Source organism: Draconibacterium mangrovi (assembly GCF_010586825.1).
GTDB classification, from domain to species: Bacteria; Bacteroidota; Bacteroidia; order Bacteroidales; family Prolixibacteraceae; genus Draconibacterium; species Draconibacterium mangrovi.
The window spans coordinates 583,634-606,052 of record NZ_JAAAGB010000001.1; the positions used below are offsets into that span (position 1 = coordinate 583,634).

The following is a 22,419-nucleotide window of genomic DNA, read 5'->3' on the forward strand; positions in this document are numbered from 1 at the left end:
GAATGAATCAAATGCGGAGGCGGGTTTATTAGTCTTCCCAAAAATGAAAAAAGATAAAGTCGACCAAATTTCTATTCATGAAACAGTTCGACTTTATTTATTCGGTCGTACAGAAAAACTTTTTGATGCACTTTTATCAAATCAAATTAAAAAAGGGTTTTTAAAATGACGAAAAAGAAAAAAATTAACTGGCTCTATTATTCGATTGAACTTCTGGTAGTTTTTATTGGTGTAACAGCAGGTTTTCTGTTAAACAACTGGCGCGAAGATAACTCGAATTCAAAACTTGAACAAAAGTATTTAAACGGCTTTTATGCCGACCTTTTATCGGATAAAGACGATCTGGATTCTTTAATACAACGTACTCAGATAAAGACGGATGGTTTATTGGAAGTGCTGAAGAAAGCAGACTACGATAATAATGCTCTCACCCGAGAAATGGCTGATGAAATTATCGGTGAGATCTTGTTTTTGGAATGGTTCACCCCCGCTGACGATACCTACGACGATATTATTAACAGTGGCAACCTGAATTTAATTTCAGATTACCGGGTTAAAGAAGCCATTAGCTCGTATTACAGCCTCCTGAACGAAGTAAAAAACGTGGAACAGTTTTACCTGAACCATATGAACGATTACGGTTTCCCTATTATCTATAAAAATTACCACATTCTTAAACGCGAATTTATCGATGATAAATGCTACAAAAGTTTGGAGTTCACCAATATGTACCTGGGGATAATTTCTTTTTATCAGCAAAACATAAAAATATACAAGCAGGCACTTGAAAACAACCTGGAATTAGTACATGAAATAGAAAAAATAATAAAAAATGGAAACGAATAAAACGAATACCTTAACATTGCGAGAACGGCTGGCAGCGGTTATGACTTCGCCATTTACAGTAATAACTGCAACCTCGGTAATTTTCACTTTATCAGTAATCACAAGCAACTACGGAACAATTTTAGGATTTGTAATTGCACTTTTCACACTTTGGGCAATAAAATGGAAATGGAGCTATTTTGGCTTTCAACGAAATCCATTCTTTAAAACATTGGGAAAAGCAGTGATTTACACGGGTATAATAATTCTTGTAAATGATTTTCTGTTTCAACCTGTTATCGAACTTTATTACGGTTCAACCGATCTTTCTTCGTTTGAAGGAATTAAGGGAAACGTAGCGAATTATGTCATTTTTATATTGATAATGTGGGTGGTTGCCGCTTTTGGAGAAGAGTTTCTTTTTAGAGGATACATGATCAAAAGGCTGGCAATAATATTTGGCGAATCAAAAAAAGCCTGGTTTGCAGCCATTATCGTATCGTCGGTAGTATTTGGTTTTGCGCATACTTACCAGGGAGTCTCAGGTATTGTATCTACCTTTTTTGTAGCGCTTATTTTTGGATTTATTCTGTACAAAAATCCGAAGAATCTTTGGGCAGGCGTACTTACCCATGGAATTTACGATATGTTTGGCATCGCCATGATCTTTCTCGACAAAGAACGGGTAATAACGAACTGGGTTCTCGAAAATCTGCTAACATTCCTCTAAATGACTCAAGCAAACTATTTTATTTTAACAGGGTGAAGAAATTGCATTAACTAAACAAATTTCATCCACAATGCATTTATTTGTATTATTGTAGATAGCTGACAGCAATTGACAAATAAATGGAAATAACACTTTTACATGCCATTGAGTTATTGGCCGGATTTCAGGCCTTTTTATTTGCCATTTACCTCGTTATTAAAAAAGACGGACAAAAATCGAGTAATTATTTTATTGCCCTGTTTATTGCTCTTTTGGCTTTAAATGTGCTCGACTATTTTGCCAAGTTTATATTAAATCCTTTCTCCGAAAATATTACAGTATTTATACAAACCTCCATTTATCTGGCAGCACCTGCTCTCTACTTTCATATCAAGACTTTCCTGTTTCCAGACAGTAAATTTGAGGCGAAGGATTTGATGCATTTAACGGTATTTGTAATTACCAATATCGTTATTATTATTTTGATTATTACCGAAGTTCAAAAGGGCGACATACCTGAAGAGATTGAATATAAAGTGGGATTAATTTTTTATTCCATTCTTTATATTCAAATGTATACTTACCTGTTCTTATCGTTTCGCGAGTTACAAAAGCACAAACAAATATTCTTCGAGAATTATTCAAATACAAACACAACGCGATACGCCTATCTCAGAAACCTGATAGTTGGAGTTGGTATTTTATTTCTTTTATCGTTCATAAATATTCTTACCAAGCTTGTACTGCAAATACAGAGCTTGTCCTTTTTCTCTTATGTAGTAATCAGCACTGTTCTGTTTCTATTTTGCTGGCTGATATTCAGTGGCCTTCGTTCTCCCGAGTTGTTTATCGATGAACTAAACGCCCAGCCACCGGTAAAAAAACTGGTAAAAAATTCACAGTTCCAGAACGAATTGGATTTTGAACCGGAAATAAAGGCCCAAATTGAACAGGTTCAAAAAGTTATGGCAAGCGATGAGCCATTTTTGGATCCCGCCTTAACACTTCATACGCTTGCCAAAGAATGCCATATTCCCAGTCGCGAACTCTCGATATTGATCAACCACCACCTCAACAAACACTTTTTTGATTTTGTTAATGAGTACAGAATTGAAAAAGCAATGGAATTACTGGCTGCTCCCGACCGGAAAGAATACACCGTTTTGGAAATATTATATGAAGTAGGATTTAATTCAAAATCGTCGTTTAATACAGCTTTCAAAAAATATACAGGATTTACACCGACTGAATACCGTCGAAAAAGCTCCATGGCAGTCGCATAAAACAAACTTTATAGCTGAAAACTTATGGAAATAATCATAACAACTTTAATTTGGGCTGCTGTCTTTCAGGGATTTCTTCTGGGCTTCATCTTCATCTTTTCGAAAAAGCACAAAAGTTTCTCAAACAAGTTGTTAGGATTGTTCCTGATTGCATTTATTTTCGGCGCCATAAGCGACCTGATACCCTTTGATTTTATAGGAAAATACAACATCGCCCAGTTGTTCTCCTCGCCGGAAGTCAAGATGCTTTTTCCGGTGCTGTTTTTACATTATGTTCTCGAAAAAATTGGGAGATCCGGGCACTTCAAAATCTTCCTTAGAACAATGTATATTATTGCCTGCGGAATACTCTCGATTACAGTCATCAACATTGCCATATTTGTGATTGGAAAAATAACCATCTATGATATTTTCGAATCCGGATCAATTGAGTCGTTCTATATGTTCCAGCAATATTTAGCCTATCTGCTAACCATCGTTGCTGTTGTAATTTCTATTGTTGAGCTTGTTAAGTTTCAAAACATGGCAAGAAATGAATATTCCGACATCACCATGTTATCCATAAACTGGCTCTGGCAATTTGTATTGATCTTTATTCCTGTTGTTCTTTTATGGGGCGCTGAGCTGATACGCATTTTAACAGGAGGATTAGGCCAGTCGGATATAGTTTATATTATTTGGGGAATTGTTTCCATCATTATTTACATAGTCAGTTATAAAGCATTTACTCAACAGGATTTATTTTACCCGAAAGCTGAAACCACTGAAATACAGGCTCGAAAAGCGATATCCGAAGAAGACAAATCCAAATCATCGAACACAATATGTCAAACCGTTAAAAATTCGATGGAAAGCGGACAATACTATTTGAACCAGGATTTGTCGATTCACGATTTTGCGAAAGAAATTCATGTTTCGGCTCGCACCATTTCAACCTGCATCAATAAGAGTTTTGGCTACAACTTTAACGAATGGGTAAACAATTACCGGGTTGAAAAGGCGCTGGAAATTCTGAACGACAAGAATAACGATCATCTATCGATCGAAGGAATCGGTTTGGATTCCGGATTCAAATCGCGCTCGGCAATGTACATTGCATTTAAAAAGAAAACCGGAAAAACACCCGGCAATTTCCGAAACAATTAAAAACATCCTCCTTTTCACCATATTCCCATGTCCTGATTTCTGCAGACACGATTTTCCATTGTCCTGATTCCTGCATTTCAAACCCCCTTTTGTCCTGAATTCTGCATTCCGGTGTTTAGCTTGTTCTGATTTCCGAATGCGCGACACCAAAAACTTTCATAAACCACTGATACACTTGATATTTGCATTAACGATTTTTCAATGCAAAAATATTTAATGATGAATCAGAAACAGGAAATACAAGAAACAAAGTTGCAACAGACAACGAAAAAGAACAGAATAAACTCTGTTGATGCCTTGCGCGGATTTGCCTTATTAGGGATAATAATTGCCAATATTCCTTATGAGTATAACACGCCGGTAACTGGAGAACTGGATTCATTAATGACTTTCCTGTATCACTTTTTAGTAGATAAAAAGTTTATTACCATTTTCTCCATTTTGTTCGGTTTTGGATTTTACATTCAAATGCAACGGGCTGCCGAAAAGAGTGTAAACTTCAATAAGTATTTTATCGTACGAATGCTACTTTTATTCGGAGTGGGTTATGCACACGGCCTGTTGTTGTGGAATGGCGACATTCTACGCGCCTATGCTCTAGGTGGTATATTTCTTTTAATACTGCGAAAAGTATCGGTTAAAAAACTGGTTGTTTTGACGGTACTGCTAAATGTAGTATTAACCGGAGCCATTTATATCGGTTTAACTGCTTTGGGCTGGGCTTCGCGTAATTTCGATTTTGAACTGGCTCGCGAATTACCTGTAGCCACATCGTTTCTGCGGTATTTGAAGTTAAATTTTATGTTCGACCCGTGGACTAATTTCCTTAGAGATATGCCCTTAACACTTGTATTTGCTTTTGGGAATATGCTAATTGGGTTTATCCTGGCAAAAATCGATTTCTTCAAACACCCGGAGAAACATGCTAAACTAACAACATGGTTTATCACACTTGGTCTTACTTTTGGCCTGGCAGCAAGTTTTATATTCTATAAGATATCAGTTGGCGATCTGGAATTGGATTATTCATTAATCTGGGTGCCGTTTGTTCTTGTAGCAGGAATGATTTTGCAAAGCCTGTTTTACATTTCGGCATTCCTGAAATTATACCAGTATAAATCCTTTCGAAAAGTATTACAATTTTTTAATCCGGTTGGCCGCACAGCGCTGAGCAATTATATTTTGCAATCGTTTCTCTACGTTTTTGTATTCTATCATTGCTTCAACCTCTTTAATCTTTTCGGAAAGCTCACAAATTTTCAATCGTGGATGATTGCCATCGGATTTTATGTATTCCAAACCATAATCACTCATTTTTATTTGCAACGATTTAATCAGGGGCCCATCGAATACATATGGAAAAAATACAGCTATAAAATGGCCTTACCAAAAAATGAACGCTATGAAAACGAATCTATTCAAGACAGCAGAATATACATTAAACACCAGGAAAACTAACTGTTACAACATAGTCGAACCAATTATGCAACGATGAAACAGTTCGACTTTATGCAGTCGGTCGATTACAGGCCTTTAATACCCCAAATTTGACCAAGAGATTTAGAACTTAAAACAGAAAACTTAAACAATATCATTAGTAACAATTAAAATTTAAAGTCATGAAAACAAAAGTATTTTTATCAACAATTTTAGCAATCGGAGTTTTATTCACTTCATGTGAAAAAGATCATTTAGAAGTAGTTCCATCATCAAATGTTACCACCATCGATTTTTCGTCGTCAGGTGTTAACCAGTTGGCCGTTTCAGATGTCTTCCATGTGTATGTTAGCTTCTCGGAAACAGAGGAATCAGTTCGTATTGAGGCCAATGAAAACTTACACTCAGTTATCGAAACAGATCAAACGGGCGATCTTTTATCGGTAGGATTAGAGAAAAACACCAACATTCGCGGGGTTCCGGTTTTAAACGTTTACATTACAACCTCTTCCCTTTCAAAAGTTATGGCAGAGGGCGCCACAACCGTTGAATTCAACGATGTTTTACAAAACGATCAGTTTGAAATAGAATTGATTGGAGCCAGCCAGTTTAAAGGATCGATCGAAACCGGAACAGTAAGCGCATACCTTGAAGGTGCCTCAACAATGGAAATCGATGGCGCTTGCACCAATTTCCATATCGATGCAACAGGAGCTTCTGAAATGACCAGTTTTGATTTTGTCAGCGATTACCTGAATGCCAACCTGGATGGGGGCTCTGAAATCTCGCTAAGCGTTCAGCAAAAACTTGATGTTACTGCCAAGGGTGCTTCAAAAGTTTATTACAAAGGTAGTGGAGTCATCGAAGAGCAGGACTTGAAGGACGCCTCCGAAATCATCAAAGTAAACTAGAAACCAGGCGACAGAAAACAGAACCCGATTGAAAACAAGAAACAAAAAGCTATGAAAACAATACTATTAACCATTTTGATATGCATCCTACCGGCGTTTATATTCGCCCAGGAATTATCTCAAACCGTTAAAGGAAAAGTAATTGATGTGGATACAAGAGGACCGCTACCGGGGGCAAATATCATTTTGCTTTCGGGCGGAACTATGGCAAAAGCCACCTCATCGGATGCCAATGGGAACTTTAAACTCGAAAAAGTTCCTGTTGGCCGACAAACCTTTAAAATTTCATTTCTCGGATACGAAGAGATTTTTCCTAATGAAATAATGGTTGGCTCGGGTCGCGAGGTTGTTCTAAATATTGAAATGAAAGAATCGGTTGCCGATTTGGACGAAATTACAGTTTATGCGTACGACGATAAAAGCGAACCGATCAACCAGATGGCAACCATAAGTGCCACTCAAATCACTGTGGAATCAACGTCCAGAATAGCAGCCGGAATAAACGATCCCGGAAGAACAGCACAATCATTTGCAGGCGTTTCATCAGCCGACGACGAAAACAACGAACTGGTTATCCGGGGTAATTCTCCGCGCGGGATGCTGTGGCGGATGGAAGGAATCGAAATTCCGAATCCCAACCACTTTACCAATGGCGAAGGCGGCTCCGGAGGTGGTGTTTCGGCACTAAGCACTCAGGTTTTATCCAATTCCGATTTTTTCACCGGAGCATTCCCTGCAGAATATGGCAATGCACTTTCGGGGGTGTTCGATTTAAAATTACGGAATGGTAACTACGAGAAACACGAATATGCTTTTCAACTGGGCGTGCTGGGAGCACAGGCAGCTCTTGAAGGTCCGCTAAAAAAAGGCAGCGAAGCTTCTTACCTGCTAAACTATCGTTATTCAACATTAAAAATTTTAAGCAAAGCTGGTATTGATATCAGCGGAGGCGACATCACTCCCGAATGGCAGGATTTGTCGTATAAATTTTATATTCCTACAAAAAAAGCCGGGTACTTTTCGGTTTGGGGATTGGGAGGAATTAGTTCTGCAGGTTCCACTGTTGCTCCGGATACTTCGTACTGGAATTACAGGTCTGATCGTTTTCGGGATACCGAAGATCATCAACTTGGAATTGCCGGGATAACACACAATTATCTTTTCCCCAACTCGAAAACCTATATCAAAACGGTGGCTGCCTATTCGCACACCAAAAATGAAGCTACGGTTGATTCGCTGGATTACAACCTGCAACCGGCAACCACAGAAAACGAAAATTTCGCCTATAACACATTTAGTTTGAATTCATTCATCAATCACAAATTCAATGCGCAGCACGTGTTGATGGGCGGTTTCATTTTCCATAACCGCGGCTATAATCTCGATGCTTTAAGTTTGAATTTTGATACAGGCAATCTGGAACAACAAGTAAAAAGTAAGGGAAGTACCCAGGTTTTTGAATCGTACGTTCAATGGAAATATCGCCTGAATGAGAAAGTTGATATCAACTCTGGGTTACATTCTTCCTTTCTGGCACTGAACAAGGATTACAGTATTGAACCTCGTTTGGGAATCCGCTGGGATATAAATAAACAGCACCGTATTAATTTTGGAGCCGGCCTGCACAGTAAAATTGAACCGGTCTCAGTATATCTGGCAGAAAGGGAATTAAACGATGGCAGTATTATTCAACCCAATAAGGACTTAAAAATAACGAAAGCAGCCCACGTGGTTTTGGGGTACAACTGGAATTTTGCACGCGATTTCCGATTAAAAGCAGAAGTGTATTATCAGCATTTGTATGATGTTCCGGTTGACCCGAATGACTCGACAAATACTGTAAGTTCCCTTAATTTTAGCAGCGGCTTTACCAACGAAAAACTGACTAACCAGGGAACCGGGAGAAATTACGGATTGGAACTGACACTTGAAAAGTTCTTCTCCAACAACTGGTATATGCTTACAACGGCATCGCTCTTCGAATCGAAATACACCATGCCCGATGGAGTTGAGCGAAACACCGCATTTAACAGCAAATACATTTTAAATGTGCTTGGCGGAAAAGAGTTTGAAGTGGGTAAAAACAAACAAAACATACTTGGATTAAACGTGAGAACCATGTGGCGAGGAGGTTACCGCACCACCCCTCTTGATTTGGAAGCATCCCTTGCCCAAAACCGCGAAGTGAGGGATTATTCTCGCGCATTTGAAACAAAAGTACCCGACTACTACAGGGTTGACTGTGGAATCAGCTACCGGAAAAACAAACCTTCCTGGTCGTGGATCGTTTCGCTCGACATTCAAAATGTAAGCGGCCGTTTAAACGTGTGGGATGAATTCTACAGCCCGGAAACCGGAAAAGTTGAAAGAAACTATATGAATGGAATGATTCCGATTTTGAATTACAGGATTGAATTCTAGAGATTAATAGTTTACACCGATAGAACAAAATAGCAGATCACTGAAGTTGCTATTCAGTTTAGACGAGAGCACCCATAAAAATTAGGAATTAAAAGAGACCTCTGATTCAGAGGTCTCTTTTAAACTTCTGGTTAAGTCTATTTTTTGTCGTAAACCATTGTAGTGGTTACGTTATCTCCGTCTCGGTTTTGCCTGGTTGATACTATTGAAAGCGTTTTAGCATCGTTCAATGTCCAAACCTGAGTTGATATTCTTTCGGTACCGTTGAAGTTCATTTTTGTAACGATAGTTAGCGATTTTCCATCGTCAGACCACTTGGCTGTCGACTTGCTTTCGCCTCTTCCAAAAGAATTTACACTTTCTTTACCATCAAGTGTGTACTTACTTGTAAAACTCTGATCGTTAAACGATCTTTCAACCGAAATAAGATTGGCCTCTTGTTTTACAACAAAGTCGCCACCTCCAAATCGGCGGCCGCTATCGTCCAATTTACTTTTCGATTCATTGAAAGCCCAACTGCCTGCAAAGTCAGCTTTACCCTGTGCATTTGACATTGCCGGAACAATAAGCAATAAGCACATTACAACTGAAAACATCCGCAAGAAACTCATTTGTTTGATTGTGTGATTTCTTTTCATGACAATTAAATTAGTTTGAATGATTGAATTGATTTAATTATTAATTAGGCGCGATCCTGGCATAAAAAAATACAGCATGCATTTTCACCAATTTCATTCCCCATTATATTATCGAGTTTAACTTTTCCATCCGATTCAGAGAACAACACCACAGCTTTGGCAGAGCAACATTTTTTTAGATAAACAAACCACGCCACCCAACGGAAGATGTCATTATTTGTTTGTTTTCAAATACTTGGTGTTTGACTATTAAAAACATAAAAAGTAAAATCGTAAACTAAAGAAAATAAAATGATGCTCATAATCCGGCTTAATTGTAGAAACCATCGATCCGATTACAGCAATATTGAAATCTGCGGACAAAAGAAACAGGCCGAAAAAAAACAATGCTTTAGAAAGGGCATTGCCTAGCTGATGTATAAAGACCTTTCCACATAATCTGCTGATTCAGAAATGAAATTGGATACCACCAAAAGAGGCACTACAGCTGCCAAAGAGTCTACATTCGGGAAAGTATTAACAAAACGACTTTTGGCAGAAATCAAACGCAACTTTTCAAGTCGATTTCAGTACATATAAAAAGAGTAATTACTCCGTTTTATTAATTTAAAATGGATACCCATTTAATAAATCACGCCATGACTTATTATTAATCATTAAAACAGACAGAAATGGAAACAGTAATCGAAAAAAATGGCGTAAATGTTGACCAACTATTTGGTACAATTGAGTCGGTAAAAGGGGATGCAGAAGTTGCAAAATTTCAATTTAGGTCGCACACCGATTGGATAAGCGGGGGACACTGCAAAACAGAAATTAAAGATTTTTACGGGGCAAAAATGGAAGATACATCGCGCGAAGAACCTTTTGTTTTTGAAGGTGACGAACCTCCAGTTCTACTTGGCCAAAACCATGGAGCCAATGCAGTTGAGGCAGTTTTACACGCCTTAGCTTCCTGTTTAACAGTTGGCTATGTCTACAATGCATCTGCAATGGGAATTACGATCAATTCCCTCGAATTTGACATGGAAGGCGATATTGATCTACACGGTTTTCTGGGATTATCAGATACAATCAGACCGGGTTATCAGGATATCAAGGTTGTTTATAAAATAAGTGCAGATGCCCCAACGGAAAAACTGGATGAGCTGTGCAACCATGTTCAAAAGACATCGCCAGTTCTTGACATTATCAGAAATCCGGTTCAGGTATCAATCGAAAGAGTAAGTGCTTAATAGTCAATTTTTGGCACCGGTTCAGAATTTATAATGCAAAAAAAATGAGGTCATTTTAGACCTCTTTTTTTTGCTCCCCTAACTGTCAGAAGTTGCCATCTATTCAATTTTATGTAAAAATATTTAACCTATTCATTATTCGGAAATATAAAATTACCCGAACAACTAATGCGTTTGAATAAATGATTTCGAGCATTCAATAAATAAGTCATTACATATCAGTAAATTTGTTTCAGCAAAGAGTGTAACGTTCCATATATTATACTTTAATAATGAACGTTGAAAATAAATATCTGGGGATTGATGTCGGGTCGGTTGCCATATCAATAGTTATTTTGGACGATAAAAAGGAAATAATTGATACGGCATACGATTTTCATGAAGGAAAAATTGCCGATAAATTAATTGAACTTCTATCTCCATTAAACCTCAAAAATATACGTGGAATAGCCACAACATCTTCTACTCCTTCTTATATCAAAAGTTCTGCAGTTTACGATAGTCGCGTAACGTATATTACAGCGTCGAAATCAATGCACAAAAAGGTTGGTTCGATTCTGATTGTGGGAGGTGAAAGATTTGGCCTTGTTTTGTTCGATGACAAACAACAGTACCGGACATTTAAAGGCAACTCATCCTGTGCTGCCGGAACAGGTAGTTTTTTAGATCAGCAAGCCAAACGCCTAAACCTGGATAGCATTTCCAGTTTTAGCGACCTTGCAAATCAAAATCAGGGAGACTTTCCGAAAATCGCATCGAGGTGCTCCGTTTTTGCAAAAACCGATCTTATTCATGCCCAGCAGGAAGGTTATTCGCTTTCTGAAATTTGCGACGGATTGTGTCACGGCTTGGCTAAAAATATTGTGGATACATTATTTAATGCCGGTAATATAGCATCTCCAATGATTTTTACAGGAGGAGTTTCATTGAATGTAGCAGTAGCCCGGCACATTGAAAACCTTACCGGAATTAAACCGGTGATTGGAGAACATTCGCATCTTTATGGAGCAATTGGTGCAGCTATTAATCTTATCGGTGATAAAAAGGGAAAATTAAGTTTTGATTTTAAGGTACCGGGTGATATTCTCTTGGAGGATAAAAAGGAAAGGACCTATTTCTACAAACCTTTGAAACTGGAGTTATCCGAATATCCTGATTTTACAGCTTTTGACAAATACAATTTCGAATCCAAAATAGTAAAGCATGTTACAGAAGTTGAAGTTGATATTTACACTGAAATTAAAAACCGGGAATATGACGTTTTTATGGGTATTGATATTGGTTCAACGAGTACTAAAGCACTTCTTCTGAATGAAAATAAAGATGTTCTGGCAGGTTTTTACACACGTACTTCCGGTCAGCCCGTAAATGCGGTTCGCGCCATATTTGAAACCATTCAGGACATTATTTCTAAAACGAACTGCCAGTTAAATATTTTAGGAGTTGGCACAACCGGTTCAGGCAGAAAGTTTATCGGTAAAATTATTGGTGCCGATATTATTCCTGATGAAATTACTGCACATGCAAGGGCTGCCATTGAGTTGGATGCCGAAGTGGATACCATTATTGAAATTGGCGGGCAGGACGCAAAATTTACCACATTAAGTAATGGAAGAGTCACTTTCTCGATAATGAACAATGTTTGCGCTGCCGGTACAGGTAGTTTTATTGAAGAACAGGCAAAAAAACTGGGAGTGAACCTGGATGACTATTCAGAAAGAGCCATGAATACAATTGCCCCGATTGCCAGTGACAGGTGCACTGTTTTTATGGAGCGCGATTTAAATCATTACCTCAACGAAAACTACGCGACCAACGAAATACTGGCATCTGTCCTACATTCGGTTCGCGAAAACTATCTGCTCAAAGTTGCTATTGAAAAAAATATCGGGAACAAAATTTTCTTCCAGGGAGCAACGGCGAAAAACCAGGCATTGGTTGCCGCATTCGAGCAAAAACTAAATAAACCGATTCTGGTTTCGAAATATTGCCATTTAACCGGTGCATTAGGAGTTGCACTTGAATTATCCGACAAAAAAATAAACCAAACAAAATTCAGAGGAATAAAACTTTATAAGAACGAAATACCTGTACAAACTGAAATTTGTGACATATGTACCAATCATTGCAAATACAAAATTGCGGAAGTGGAAGGTGAAAAAGAGGCATATGGATTCTTATGCGGCAGAGATTACAACTCCACCAGTTTTGTCGACAACAATACCTCCGATTTCAACCTTGTAAAAGAGTACAACAAACACTTCAGGTTTAAAGCCCTGAATAAAGGAGAATCAAAAATAGCAATTGGAATTCCGGCCGGTTTATATCTATTCGAAGACCTGTTGCTGTGGCAGCGATTTTTCGATTTGTTAAATATAAAAACGGTTACCAGCGCAAACTTTCGTGATGCAGTAAAGACAGGAAAACGAATTTCCGGTGCCGAATTCTGTTCCCCGATGAATGCGATACAGGGACATGTAAAGTATCTCCTCGACAAAGCCGATTACATATTTTTGCCAACCTATCTTGAAGAACGTCAGAAATCTAAAAGCTTACGCCGGCAATATTGCTACTACAGTCAGTTTGCTCCTCCTGTTGTGGCTTCGATCGATGAGATTGCCGAACAGAATAAAATTATAAACCCGGTTCTTTTCTCCCTTCAAAATGAAGTGCTTTTAAAAAATGAATTGTTCAATTCCCTAAAAAAGGCCGGGTTTACAGGTATAAATCTGATAAGCATTTCAAATGCTTTTAACAAAGCCAAACGAGAGAAGGAGGAAAAATTAAATTCATGGAAAGCTAAATTCCAAACTAAATCGTCCACAGATCCGAACCTAAAAGTTATCTTACTGGGAAGGCCTTATACGGTTCTCACACCGGTTATGAATAATAATATTCCGGATATTTTTGCGAAGAAAGGAGTGAAAATCTTTTATCAGAATATGTTGAACGTAAATGAAAATGAGATTGATAGCATCAGTGAAATTTTAAGCTCTACAAAATGGAAATTTGCATCAGCCATTCTGACTGCTGCCGATTATGTGGCCCCGAAAAAGGATTTATACCCCGTATTTATTTCTTCTTTTAAATGTTCTCCCGATTCGTTCACGATTGAATACTTCAAACAAATAATGGATTTTTATAAAAAACCTTATTTGATTTTACAGCTGGATGAATACAATTCTAATGTAGGTTATGAAACGCGGATTGAAGCTGCGCTCCGTTCTTTTCAAAATCATTATCATTCTATCGAAACAGTGAAAAGTAACAGCGCTAAATCGACTAACAATTTGATAACCGACGCTGCTGAACTTAAAGGTAAAATCCTGCTAATGCCATCTTTGGGCGAATATGCCTCGAAATTGCTTGAGGCCAATTTACGCCGGATTGGAATTGAAGCACATACCCTTTTTGATTCAGAAGATTCGATAAAAAGAAGCCTTAATTCGAATACCGGTCAGTGTTTGCCTCTAAATATTATCCTTCAGGATGCATTCGATTATATCGAGAAAAATAACCTCGATCCGGCAAATACAGTTTTATGGATGATCGAATCTCCGATTTCCTGTAACCTGGGAATGTTTATAAATTACATGGCTAAACTTCTGAGAGAGCAAAAGGAAGAATTCCAACAATTGCGGATTTACTGCGGGCAAATAACTTTTGCCGATATTTCAATAAACACTTCCATAAATTCCTACCTGGCATTTCTGTTTGGTGGTTTTCTTCGCAAAATAGAGTGTAAACTAAGACCATACGAAATACAAAAAGGCCAGACCGATATTTTTATAAAAAAGTCGATGGAACTTCTTTATCAAACTTTCATGGATGGAAGCTCGAAAGAAGAAGCTTTGAAACAAGTTATTACATGGAGTAAAACAATTAAAACAAAAAAACAACACCGCCCAAAAGTGGCAATTTTTGGAGATTTGTATGTCCGCGACAACGACGTGTTTAATCAGAATTTAATCCGCTTTATTGAGAAAAACGGGGGAGAAGCAATTACAACTCCGTACAGTGAGTATATAAAAATTATAGCTTTTGCTTCGAACAACCGTTTAATAAAAGAAGGTTTTTATATGAAAGCATCGTTACAACGTTTCCTTATAGCACTAGCAACTCAGTTGGAAGAGAGATATTTGAACCTTTTTAATGAAATTTTACACGAACCTATTTCCAAACCACTAAAATCATACAACGAGAATCTGAAAAAATTAAACCTTACGACCTCCTACAATGGAGAATCACTTGAAAACGCACTTAAAATTATACATCTGATAGAGTATTACCCGGATATTGCTTTATTCGTACAAACAAATCCATCGTATTGTTGTCCGTCACTTGTAACGCAGGCAATGAAATCGAAAATGGAAAAAATAACCGGGATTCCCATTGTTACGATAGAATATGACGGCACGAGTTCGTCTAAAAATGAAGATATAATTCCTTTCTTAACGTATACAAATAGAGCAAAATAAAAACAGAGCCGTCGGAAGTTGCACGCTAATCTGTAATTTTCTTGCGTACCAATCAATTAGGCATACACTCGTTTTGATAATCTGTAATTTATTTCAAGTCAAATTTTGATATTCCAAGTTTTATTAGAGGTTTTTCTAACAATCTATTTGCCAAAACTATGTATTCTAAGACATATTATTATATTTATGCCTTCTGAAAAGCTGTATAGCTTTATTATTTAAAAACCAATAACAATTACCTATTTCATTATGGCTAATATTAAATTTTTTTTAGGCGAAGAACTTCCATTGGAAATGCATAAAGTTAGAATGGTTCAACGCCTTGATTTAGTTCCGGTTGAAAGAAGGCTGAAAGCCATTGAGGAGGCCGGCAATAATACATTTCTCCTCTACAATAAAGACATTTACCTTGATATGCTTACCGATAGCGGCGTAAATGCAATGAGCGACAAACAAACTGCTGCAATGCTCACTGTGGATGACAGTTATGCGGGTTCTGCAACATTCACCCGGCTACAAGACAAAATAGCTGAAATTTTCGGAAAAGAATATTTTTTACCTGTCCACCAGGGACGCGCTTGTGAGAACTTGCTATCGTTGGCCTTTGTAAAAAAAGACACCTACATTCCGATGAACTACCACTTTACCACAACAAAAGCCCATATAATGATAAATGGTGGCAAGGTGCTGGAACTGTTTTTACCCGACGCTTTAGATTCGGTTAGTTCGAAGCCTTTTAAGGGGAATATTGATTTAAATCAGTTACAGAAATTAATTGATGAGGAAGGTGCTGATAAGATTTCATTTATTCGTATTGAAGCCGGTACCAACCTGATTGGAGGACAACCTGTTGCTTTGGACAACTTTATTGAAACAGGTAAAATTGCAAGAAAATACAAGATTCCGTTTATTGTTGATGCAAGTTTGTGGGCTGATAACCTGCATTTCATCAAAACACGTGACGAAAAGTATAAAAACCATTCCACCCGTGAAATTACCAGGATTTTATCTGATTCTGCTGATATCGTTTATTTCTCAGCACGTAAACTCGGACACGTAAGAGGTGGAGGTATAATTACCAATGATGAGGCTGCCTACAAAAAACTTTTGGAAATGCTACCGCTTTACGAAGGCTTCTCTACTTACGGAGGTATGTCAACCCGCGAGATGGAGGCAATGGTAGTTGGACTGGATGAAACCATGGACGAAGAAATGATCAACCAGGGGCCTATTTTCATTAAATATATGGTTGATGAATTGGTTAAACTCGGAGTTCCGGTAATAACTCCTCCGGGAGGACTGGGAGCCCACCTTGATGCCATGGCTTTTCTTGATCATGTGCCACAAAAGGAATACAGGGCAGGTTCATTAGCAGCCGCTTTATACATTGCCAGTGGTGTACGAGGCATGGAAAGAGGTACAATTTCGGAGGAAAGAGAGGAAGATGGCAGCGACCATTTTGCAGCTGTTGAGCTTTTACGACTTGCTCTTCCCCGTCGTGTTTTCACCTTATCGCAGGTAAAATATACCATCGACCGGATTGCATGGCTTTACGAAAACAGAAAGCTTATTGGCGGACTCGAATTTTACGAAGAGCCAAAAGTGCTTAGGTTTTTCTTTGGTAAGCTAAAACCAACCTCCGACTGGCAGGAAAAGCTTGTGGAGAAATTTAAAGCCGATTTTGGTGATAGTCTGTAGTTAATATTGATTATTAAATATTCTAAATCCTGTTCAAATAGAACAGGATTTTTTTTATCTCAATATTTGACAAACTGACCTACCTTCCAAAAAATAAGATATCAAAAAGGTCAACCGAATTCGATTGACCTTTTTGATTTATGTTGTGCAAATCCCGTGAAGATTAATGAACTGATACTTGAACATCAGTCGGATTAATCAGAGAATTATATACAGGTGACTGTTTGGCAAAACTTATCAATTGTTCTTTTTCTTCATCGCTTGCTCCCTCGATTTCGAAATTAACACGAATCTGACTGAACGCTTTCGGCACATTTGGATCCATTCCTAAAAATCCCTGAAGATCGACATCGCCTTCGATACTTGAAGAAACTCCGGAAACTTCAATTCCTTTCCCTGCCGCCAACAAAACCATTGCCGTTGTCATACAGGCAAGCAAACCATGTAATAGAATCTCGCCCGGATTAGCTCCCTTGTTTTCACCCAGTAATACCGGAGGCTCATCATTGTCAAATACAAAAGGAGTTTCACGCGAAGTATCTTCATGGCAGGCGCCATAAAAACCCTGAACAAAACTTCGGTTGTGTCCACCAGATATCCAGGTATTTGTTGCTCGCAATTCAAATTTTGCAATTTCCGGATTACCCTGAATTGCAGTAACTGTGTTCATAATTCCTTCTGCATTGAAGCCGTTAATCGTTTTTACTTTTGTTTCCATTTTAATTATTTTTTAAGGTTAAAAAATCAAGTAACAATGCAAAGATAGAGGCGAACAATGCCTTAGAGATAGACACTTTGGTCCATAAAATCTACAAAAAAGCCCAAATGGTCTTTTTTATAGTTTTATGAAGGATTTTTAAGTTGAAAATAAAGGATATCGTGTGGTTCAGGCTTTAACTGATCGATACTGCAGCGGAGTACAATTAAGTTTTTGTTTGAATACACGAATAAAACTGGAAGGTTCTTCAAAACCGCTTTCAAAAGCAATCTGACCTACTGTTTTATCCGAGGTTTGCAAAAGATGGGCAGCAAGGTCGAGCCGTTTTTGGGTTAGCCACTTCCCGGGGGATGTATTATAAACGGAGTTAAACATTCTTTTAAAAGAGCTCAAACTCATGTTGCACAGTTTTGCAAATTCCTCCAGCTTGAGATTAAAAGCAAAATTGTCTTCCATTACCTGTCTCAGTTGTGTGCTTTGATCTTTGCTGAGTGAATGAAGGTATTTGGCAACATTTTTATGCAATGGGCGGGTAAAAATATTTAGCAACAATTCTTCCAGTTTGTGAACCAGCAAATTTTTATCGGGAACGAACTCAGCCCCTAGAAAATGTGCCAGGGAATTGACGTATGCTTCCAAATACTCATCAAGCTGGATGCGAATTACAGAATCTAACTCAGATATGTCTTCGGATGTTTTACGAACGACTTCAGTAAAGCGGGCCATGAATTTTTTAATAAAATCGTCGGGAATAAATATCATCAATGCACAGTAGTCCTCCTCAAAATACTGATGAACTAAGTTGGCCCCCTTTTTTACAAATAACGAATCACCTGTTTCAACAACATACTCATTATATATGCTTTTCCACATTTTTTTCCCGCTGGTAACAAACACAAAATAATTTGTATCCGACCAAATACCCGCCCTGGTCTCTTCATATACACATTTGTATTCAACAAATAGCAAGTCATCTATAGTTAGCTTTTTATAGTGGCTGTTATTTCTGATATATGAATGCAAATCAAGCATGTTTATAAGGTATTTATTCGTGCTAAAACTGATTATGAGAGCTATTCAAATTTCAGTTTATACATTAAGGCATAATGATTTAGTACAAATAACATGATTATTTGTTCAATCTTGAAGAGTAGTTTTGTGTAAGTTTCAAACTAATGAGGAAGAGATAATTGTAACCTGCTAATTCACGACAGTATTCAATATTCTCATCCATTTCGGTATGGGTTTTCAAAAATCCGGGTATAAAAAAAGAGGTCAAAAAAAATTGACCTCTTTAATTTTGGTGGCTCCCCAGGTTGGACTTGAACCAACGACCTACGGATTAACAGTCCGCCGCTCTAACCAACTGAGCTACTGGGGAAGGTTTAATTCCCTTTGTGAGAACGTTTGCTTTTCAAAAGCGATGCAAAAGTAATAGCTTTTCTTAAAAGTCAAAACTTTTTTCTAAAAAAAATCAATTAAAAATTCTATCCCCCATCAAAGGAAAATATGGAACAAACTCAAACCATATTCTTCTTTTATTGTTATACAGACAGTTATTAAATACAAACATTCAAAATAGAGAAATGAAAAAAATTACAAAACTTTTTTCCGCGGCCTTAATCGTAGGCATTATAGCATTTTCAAGTTTCCAGGCAAAAGCACATTGCGAAATTCCTTGTGGTATTTATGGCGACTCGGTTCGCATTGCCCTGTTATACGAACATATTGAAACCATTGAAAAATCGATGAACCAGATTAACGAATTATCGAAATCAGAAAACCCCGATTACAACCAGTTGGTTCGCTGGGTAATGAACAAAGAAGAGCACGCCAAAGAAATGCAGGAAATTGTAAGCCAGTATTTTTTGCATCAACGAGTAAAAATTACCTCATCGGCTGATGAGGCTGCTTACCGCAAATATGTAAAACAACTGGAACTGCTGCACCACCTTTCGGTATTTGCAATGAAAAGCAAACAAAGCACCGATTTAAGCATTATAGATGCACTGCGCGAAAAGCTTCACCTTTTTGAACACGCTTATTTTGGCGACGATCATTAAAAAGCACGACAGAAAAAAAATAGAAAAAGGGCCTTAATTAAGGTCCTTTTTTGTGTCTGCTAACCAACATTCAATCTTTAAAATCGTTTGAACAGGAAAGGTTCTCCGGTGAATTAACACTCCGCTGTCAACTGTTTAATTTGTTTCCGTCAAAACAACTTGTTTTTAATCGTTATTTTAGCTTAAAATTAGAAACTATGATCCCAAAAATATCCATTACCTCAAAAATAGCGGGCGAGCATTCGCTGGCCTGCTTATGCACCGACTTAAAGGAAACAGCTACTATTCAACTCTCGGAAACAGAAAAGTCGTTTCTGCAAAAGAAGTTTGAAAAGGAAGATACCTGTGTGATTCCCCGTATTCCACATATTCTTTTTTTTGGCAAAATAAAAACCGACAAAGAACCCTACCAGCAAGCCGAAATGGCAAGGATTGCCGGCACTAAACTTTACGATGCCCTAAAATTAGCCGGCGAAACATCCGTTCAACTTACCAATTTTTGTGAAGCCGGGTTTTTACCTGATTTTTTAGAAGGATTGCTGCTTAACTCTTACACATTCGAGAAATACAAAAAGGAGAAAGAGACATTTCTTATCGAAAATATTTTAATCGTTGATGAGAAGATCACTAATGAGAAGATCAACGAGATTATAAATACAACAAAGGCAACTTTCGTTGCGCGCGATCTGGTTAACGAACCGTTGTCGTTTCTTACGGCAAACCAGTTCTCAAAAGAAATTGAAAAACTGAGTGACGAAGCCGGTTTTTCACTCGAAGTTTTTCACAAGAAAAAAATTGAAGCGCTAAAAATGGGAGGACTGCTTGCCGTAAACAAAGGCAGTATCGATCCGCCAACTTTTAATATACTGGAGTGGAAACCTGAAAATGCCTCCAACAAACAAGCCATTGTTTTGGTAGGAAAAGGAGTGGTTTACGACACCGGCGGACTAAGCCTGAAACCAACTCCCAACTCGATGGATTACATGAAGTCGGACATGGGTGGAGCTGCAGGAATTGTGGCAGCCATATACGCCGCCGCCCTCAATAAACTTCCCTTGCATATTGTTGGTCTGGTTCCGGCAACCGACAACCGCCCCGATGGAAATGCTTACGTTCCGGGCGATATCATAAAAATGTTTGACGGAACCACGGTGGAAATAAAAAACACCGATGCTGAAGGTAGGCTCATCCTGGCCGATGCATTAAGCTATGCAAAAAAATACCAACCGCAACTGGTAATTGATTGCGCTACCTTAACCGGATCGGCCGATATTATTGCAGGCCCACACGCAGCAGTGGTTATGGGAAACACCACTGAAAACTTGGAACAACTAAAACAATCGGGATTAAACACCTACGAACGTTTGATAGAAGTACCGCTTTGGGAGGAATATGCCGCGCCGTTAAAATCGCCGATTGCCGACCTGAATAACCTTGGCGTACGTGAAGGACAAACAACCATTGCCGGAAAATTCCTGGAACATTTTACTGATTACAAGTGGATACATGTTGATATGGCAGGACCCGCTTTCAGAAAAGAAAAGGAGGCATACCGCCCTGCCGGAGGAACAGGTTTTGGCACACGGTTACTTTATGATTTTCTAAAATTGCAAACAAAATAACAAACACTCCGCTTGAGCACAAACAGCATGGTAATCACTCAGAAATAAGATCATGCTTATTTAAATTAAATAAATTAACTTTGCGACACCTTATAAAAAAGGGCAAATTTTCTGAAATAAAATACAATGGCAAAACAAGATACAATACGCATAGGAATTACTCACGGAGATATAAACGGAATTGGATATGAAGTAATCTTAAAAACACTTTCGGATCCTCGTATTCTCGAAATGTGCACACCGGTTGTTTATGGTTCACCCAAAGTTGCGGCTTACCACCGTAAAGCACTCGATATAAACGACGTAAGCTTTAACCACATTCGCAGCACCAAAGAATTACTCCCCAGAAAAGCGAACATAATAAATTGTGTTGACGAAAACATTCGGGTGGAATTGGGTAAATCAACCACTGAAGCCGGAGTTTCGTCGTTTGAAGCGCTTGACCGTGCTACCAACGATCTTCAAAAAGGATATATTGATGCACTGATTACGGCACCAATCAACAAAGACAACATTCAAAGTGAAGAATTTAATTTCCCCGGACATACTGAGTTTCTGGCACAAAAATTCGACACAAAAGACTACGCCATGTTAATGGTGAGCGAATCGCTGAAAATTGGTGTGGTTACTACACACATTCCTATTTCGAAGGTGTCTGAAAGCCTGAATAAAGATCTAATCCTTTCAAAGATCAGGATCATTGCCAAATCACTTCAGCAAGACTTTGCCATTACCAAACCGCGTATTGCCGTTTTTGGATTAAATCCGCATGCCGGCGACAATGGTTTAATTGGAAAAGAAGACAAGGAAATCATTCTTCCCGCAGTAATTCAGGCCAAAAAAGAAGGCATTATGGCACTCGGACCATACCCTGCCGACGGATTTTTTGGGTCGGAAGATTACCGGAAATTCGATGCAATTTTAGCCATGTACCACGACCAGGGTTTAATTCCGTTTAAGCTGGCCTCGTTCGAACGTGGTGTAAACTACACCGCCGGACTTCCTGCCATTCGCACATCGCCGGCTCACGGTACCGCTTATGCCATTGCCGGAGAAGGCAAAGCATCGCCCGAATCATTCCGCCAGGCTTTGTACCTTGCTATCGATGTTTATAAAAACAGAAGTATTTACAGCGAAATCAGTAAAAATCCGCTGAGAAAATACGACATCAACCCCAACCAGGTTGATGAAAGTGTTGATATTGAAGCATCAGAGGAGGAAGATACAATCTAAAA

At 38.3% G+C, this 22,419-nt stretch carries 16 protein-coding genes and 1 tRNA gene; 13 read left to right on the plus strand and 4 right to left on the minus strand.

Annotated elements, in window-relative coordinates; translation table 11 throughout:
- The first annotated feature begins 165 nt into the window (after positions 1-165).
- From G4420_RS02315 to G4420_RS02345, 7 genes are all read left to right on the plus strand, one after another.
- Positions 166-846 (plus strand): hypothetical protein, encoded by a 681-nt coding sequence (locus G4420_RS02315; protein ID WP_163321987.1) that lies wholly within the window; start codon positions 166-168, stop codon positions 844-846.
- Positions 833-1,555, plus strand: a complete 723-nt coding sequence (locus G4420_RS02320) for a CPBP family intramembrane glutamic endopeptidase (RefSeq protein WP_163321988.1) — start codon at positions 833-835, stop codon at positions 1,553-1,555. Before G4420_RS02315 ends, G4420_RS02320 begins: the two co-directional genes overlap by 14 nt.
- 119 nt (positions 1,556-1,674) lie before the next feature.
- A complete protein-coding gene (locus G4420_RS02325; RefSeq protein ID WP_163321989.1) occupies positions 1,675-2,817 on the plus strand; it encodes a helix-turn-helix domain-containing protein in 1,143 nt (380 codons plus the stop codon).
- Between the two features lie 24 nt (positions 2,818-2,841).
- Positions 2,842-3,963: a helix-turn-helix domain-containing protein gene (locus tag G4420_RS02330; protein ID WP_163321990.1), complete on the plus strand. Its 1,122-nt coding sequence runs from the start codon at positions 2,842-2,844 to the stop codon at positions 3,961-3,963.
- A 201-nt stretch (positions 3,964-4,164) separates the two neighbouring features.
- Positions 4,165-5,421, plus strand: a complete 1,257-nt coding sequence (locus G4420_RS02335) for a DUF418 domain-containing protein (RefSeq protein ID WP_163321991.1) — start codon at positions 4,165-4,167, stop codon at positions 5,419-5,421.
- A 161-nt stretch (positions 5,422-5,582) separates the two neighbouring features.
- Positions 5,583-6,311: a head GIN domain-containing protein gene (locus G4420_RS02340; protein ID WP_163321992.1), complete on the plus strand. Its 729-nt coding sequence runs from the start codon at positions 5,583-5,585 to the stop codon at positions 6,309-6,311.
- 51 nt (positions 6,312-6,362) lie between these two features.
- Positions 6,363-8,732: a TonB-dependent receptor gene (locus G4420_RS02345; RefSeq protein ID WP_163321993.1), complete on the plus strand. Its 2,370-nt coding sequence runs from the start codon at positions 6,363-6,365 to the stop codon at positions 8,730-8,732.
- A gap of 137 nt (positions 8,733-8,869) precedes the next feature.
- On the opposite strand, the gene G4420_RS02350 is transcribed toward G4420_RS02345, so the two are convergent.
- Positions 8,870-9,370 carry a hypothetical protein gene (locus G4420_RS02350; RefSeq protein ID WP_163321994.1) on the minus strand — a complete coding sequence of 167 codons (501 nt, stop codon included), beginning with the start codon at positions 9,368-9,370 and terminating at the stop codon, positions 8,870-8,872.
- A 671-nt stretch (positions 9,371-10,041) separates the two neighbouring features.
- Between G4420_RS02350 and G4420_RS02355 the strand changes: the two genes are divergently transcribed.
- The 3 genes from G4420_RS02355 to G4420_RS02365 all read left to right on the plus strand — a co-directional run bounded on the left by G4420_RS02355 (position 10,042) and on the right by G4420_RS02365 (position 16,781).
- Positions 10,042-10,605, plus strand: coding sequence for an OsmC family protein (locus G4420_RS02355; RefSeq protein WP_163321995.1), 564 nt, complete (start codon positions 10,042-10,044; stop codon positions 10,603-10,605).
- 272 nt (positions 10,606-10,877) lie between these two features.
- Positions 10,878-15,083, plus strand: coding sequence for an acyl-CoA dehydratase activase (locus tag G4420_RS02360; RefSeq protein WP_163321996.1), 4,206 nt, complete (start codon positions 10,878-10,880; stop codon positions 15,081-15,083).
- A gap of 249 nt (positions 15,084-15,332) precedes the next feature.
- Positions 15,333-16,781: a tryptophanase gene (locus tag G4420_RS02365; protein WP_163321997.1), complete on the plus strand. Its 1,449-nt coding sequence runs from the start codon at positions 15,333-15,335 to the stop codon at positions 16,779-16,781.
- A 163-nt stretch (positions 16,782-16,944) separates the two neighbouring features.
- Here G4420_RS02365 and G4420_RS02370 read toward each other — a convergent pair whose 3' ends face one another.
- The 3 genes from G4420_RS02370 to G4420_RS02380 all read right to left on the minus strand — a co-directional run bounded on the left by G4420_RS02370 (position 16,945) and on the right by G4420_RS02380 (position 18,880).
- Positions 16,945-17,499, minus strand: coding sequence for an OsmC family protein (locus G4420_RS02370; protein ID WP_163321998.1), 555 nt, complete (start codon positions 17,497-17,499; stop codon positions 16,945-16,947).
- A 168-nt stretch (positions 17,500-17,667) separates the two neighbouring features.
- Entirely contained in the window at positions 17,668-18,531 is an 864-nt protein-coding gene (locus tag G4420_RS02375; RefSeq protein WP_163321999.1) for a helix-turn-helix domain-containing protein, read from the minus strand.
- A 272-nt stretch (positions 18,532-18,803) separates the two neighbouring features.
- A tRNA-Asn gene (locus G4420_RS02380) sits at positions 18,804-18,880 on the minus strand.
- 205 nt (positions 18,881-19,085) lie between these two features.
- Here G4420_RS02380 and G4420_RS02385 point away from each other — a divergent pair.
- From G4420_RS02385 to pdxA, 3 genes are all read left to right on the plus strand, one after another.
- Complete coding sequence (locus G4420_RS02385; protein ID WP_163322000.1) at positions 19,086-19,562, plus strand: superoxide dismutase [Ni]; 477 nt, start codon at positions 19,086-19,088, stop codon at positions 19,560-19,562.
- A 197-nt stretch (positions 19,563-19,759) separates the two neighbouring features.
- On the plus strand, positions 19,760-21,184 hold the full coding sequence (locus tag G4420_RS02390) for a leucyl aminopeptidase family protein (protein WP_163322001.1): 1,425 nt from the start codon (positions 19,760-19,762) through the stop codon (positions 21,182-21,184).
- A 126-nt stretch (positions 21,185-21,310) separates the two neighbouring features.
- A complete protein-coding gene (gene pdxA, locus G4420_RS02395) occupies positions 21,311-22,417 on the plus strand; it encodes a 4-hydroxythreonine-4-phosphate dehydrogenase PdxA (RefSeq protein ID WP_163322002.1) in 1,107 nt (368 codons plus the stop codon).
- Positions 22,418-22,419: the final 2 nt, after the last annotated feature.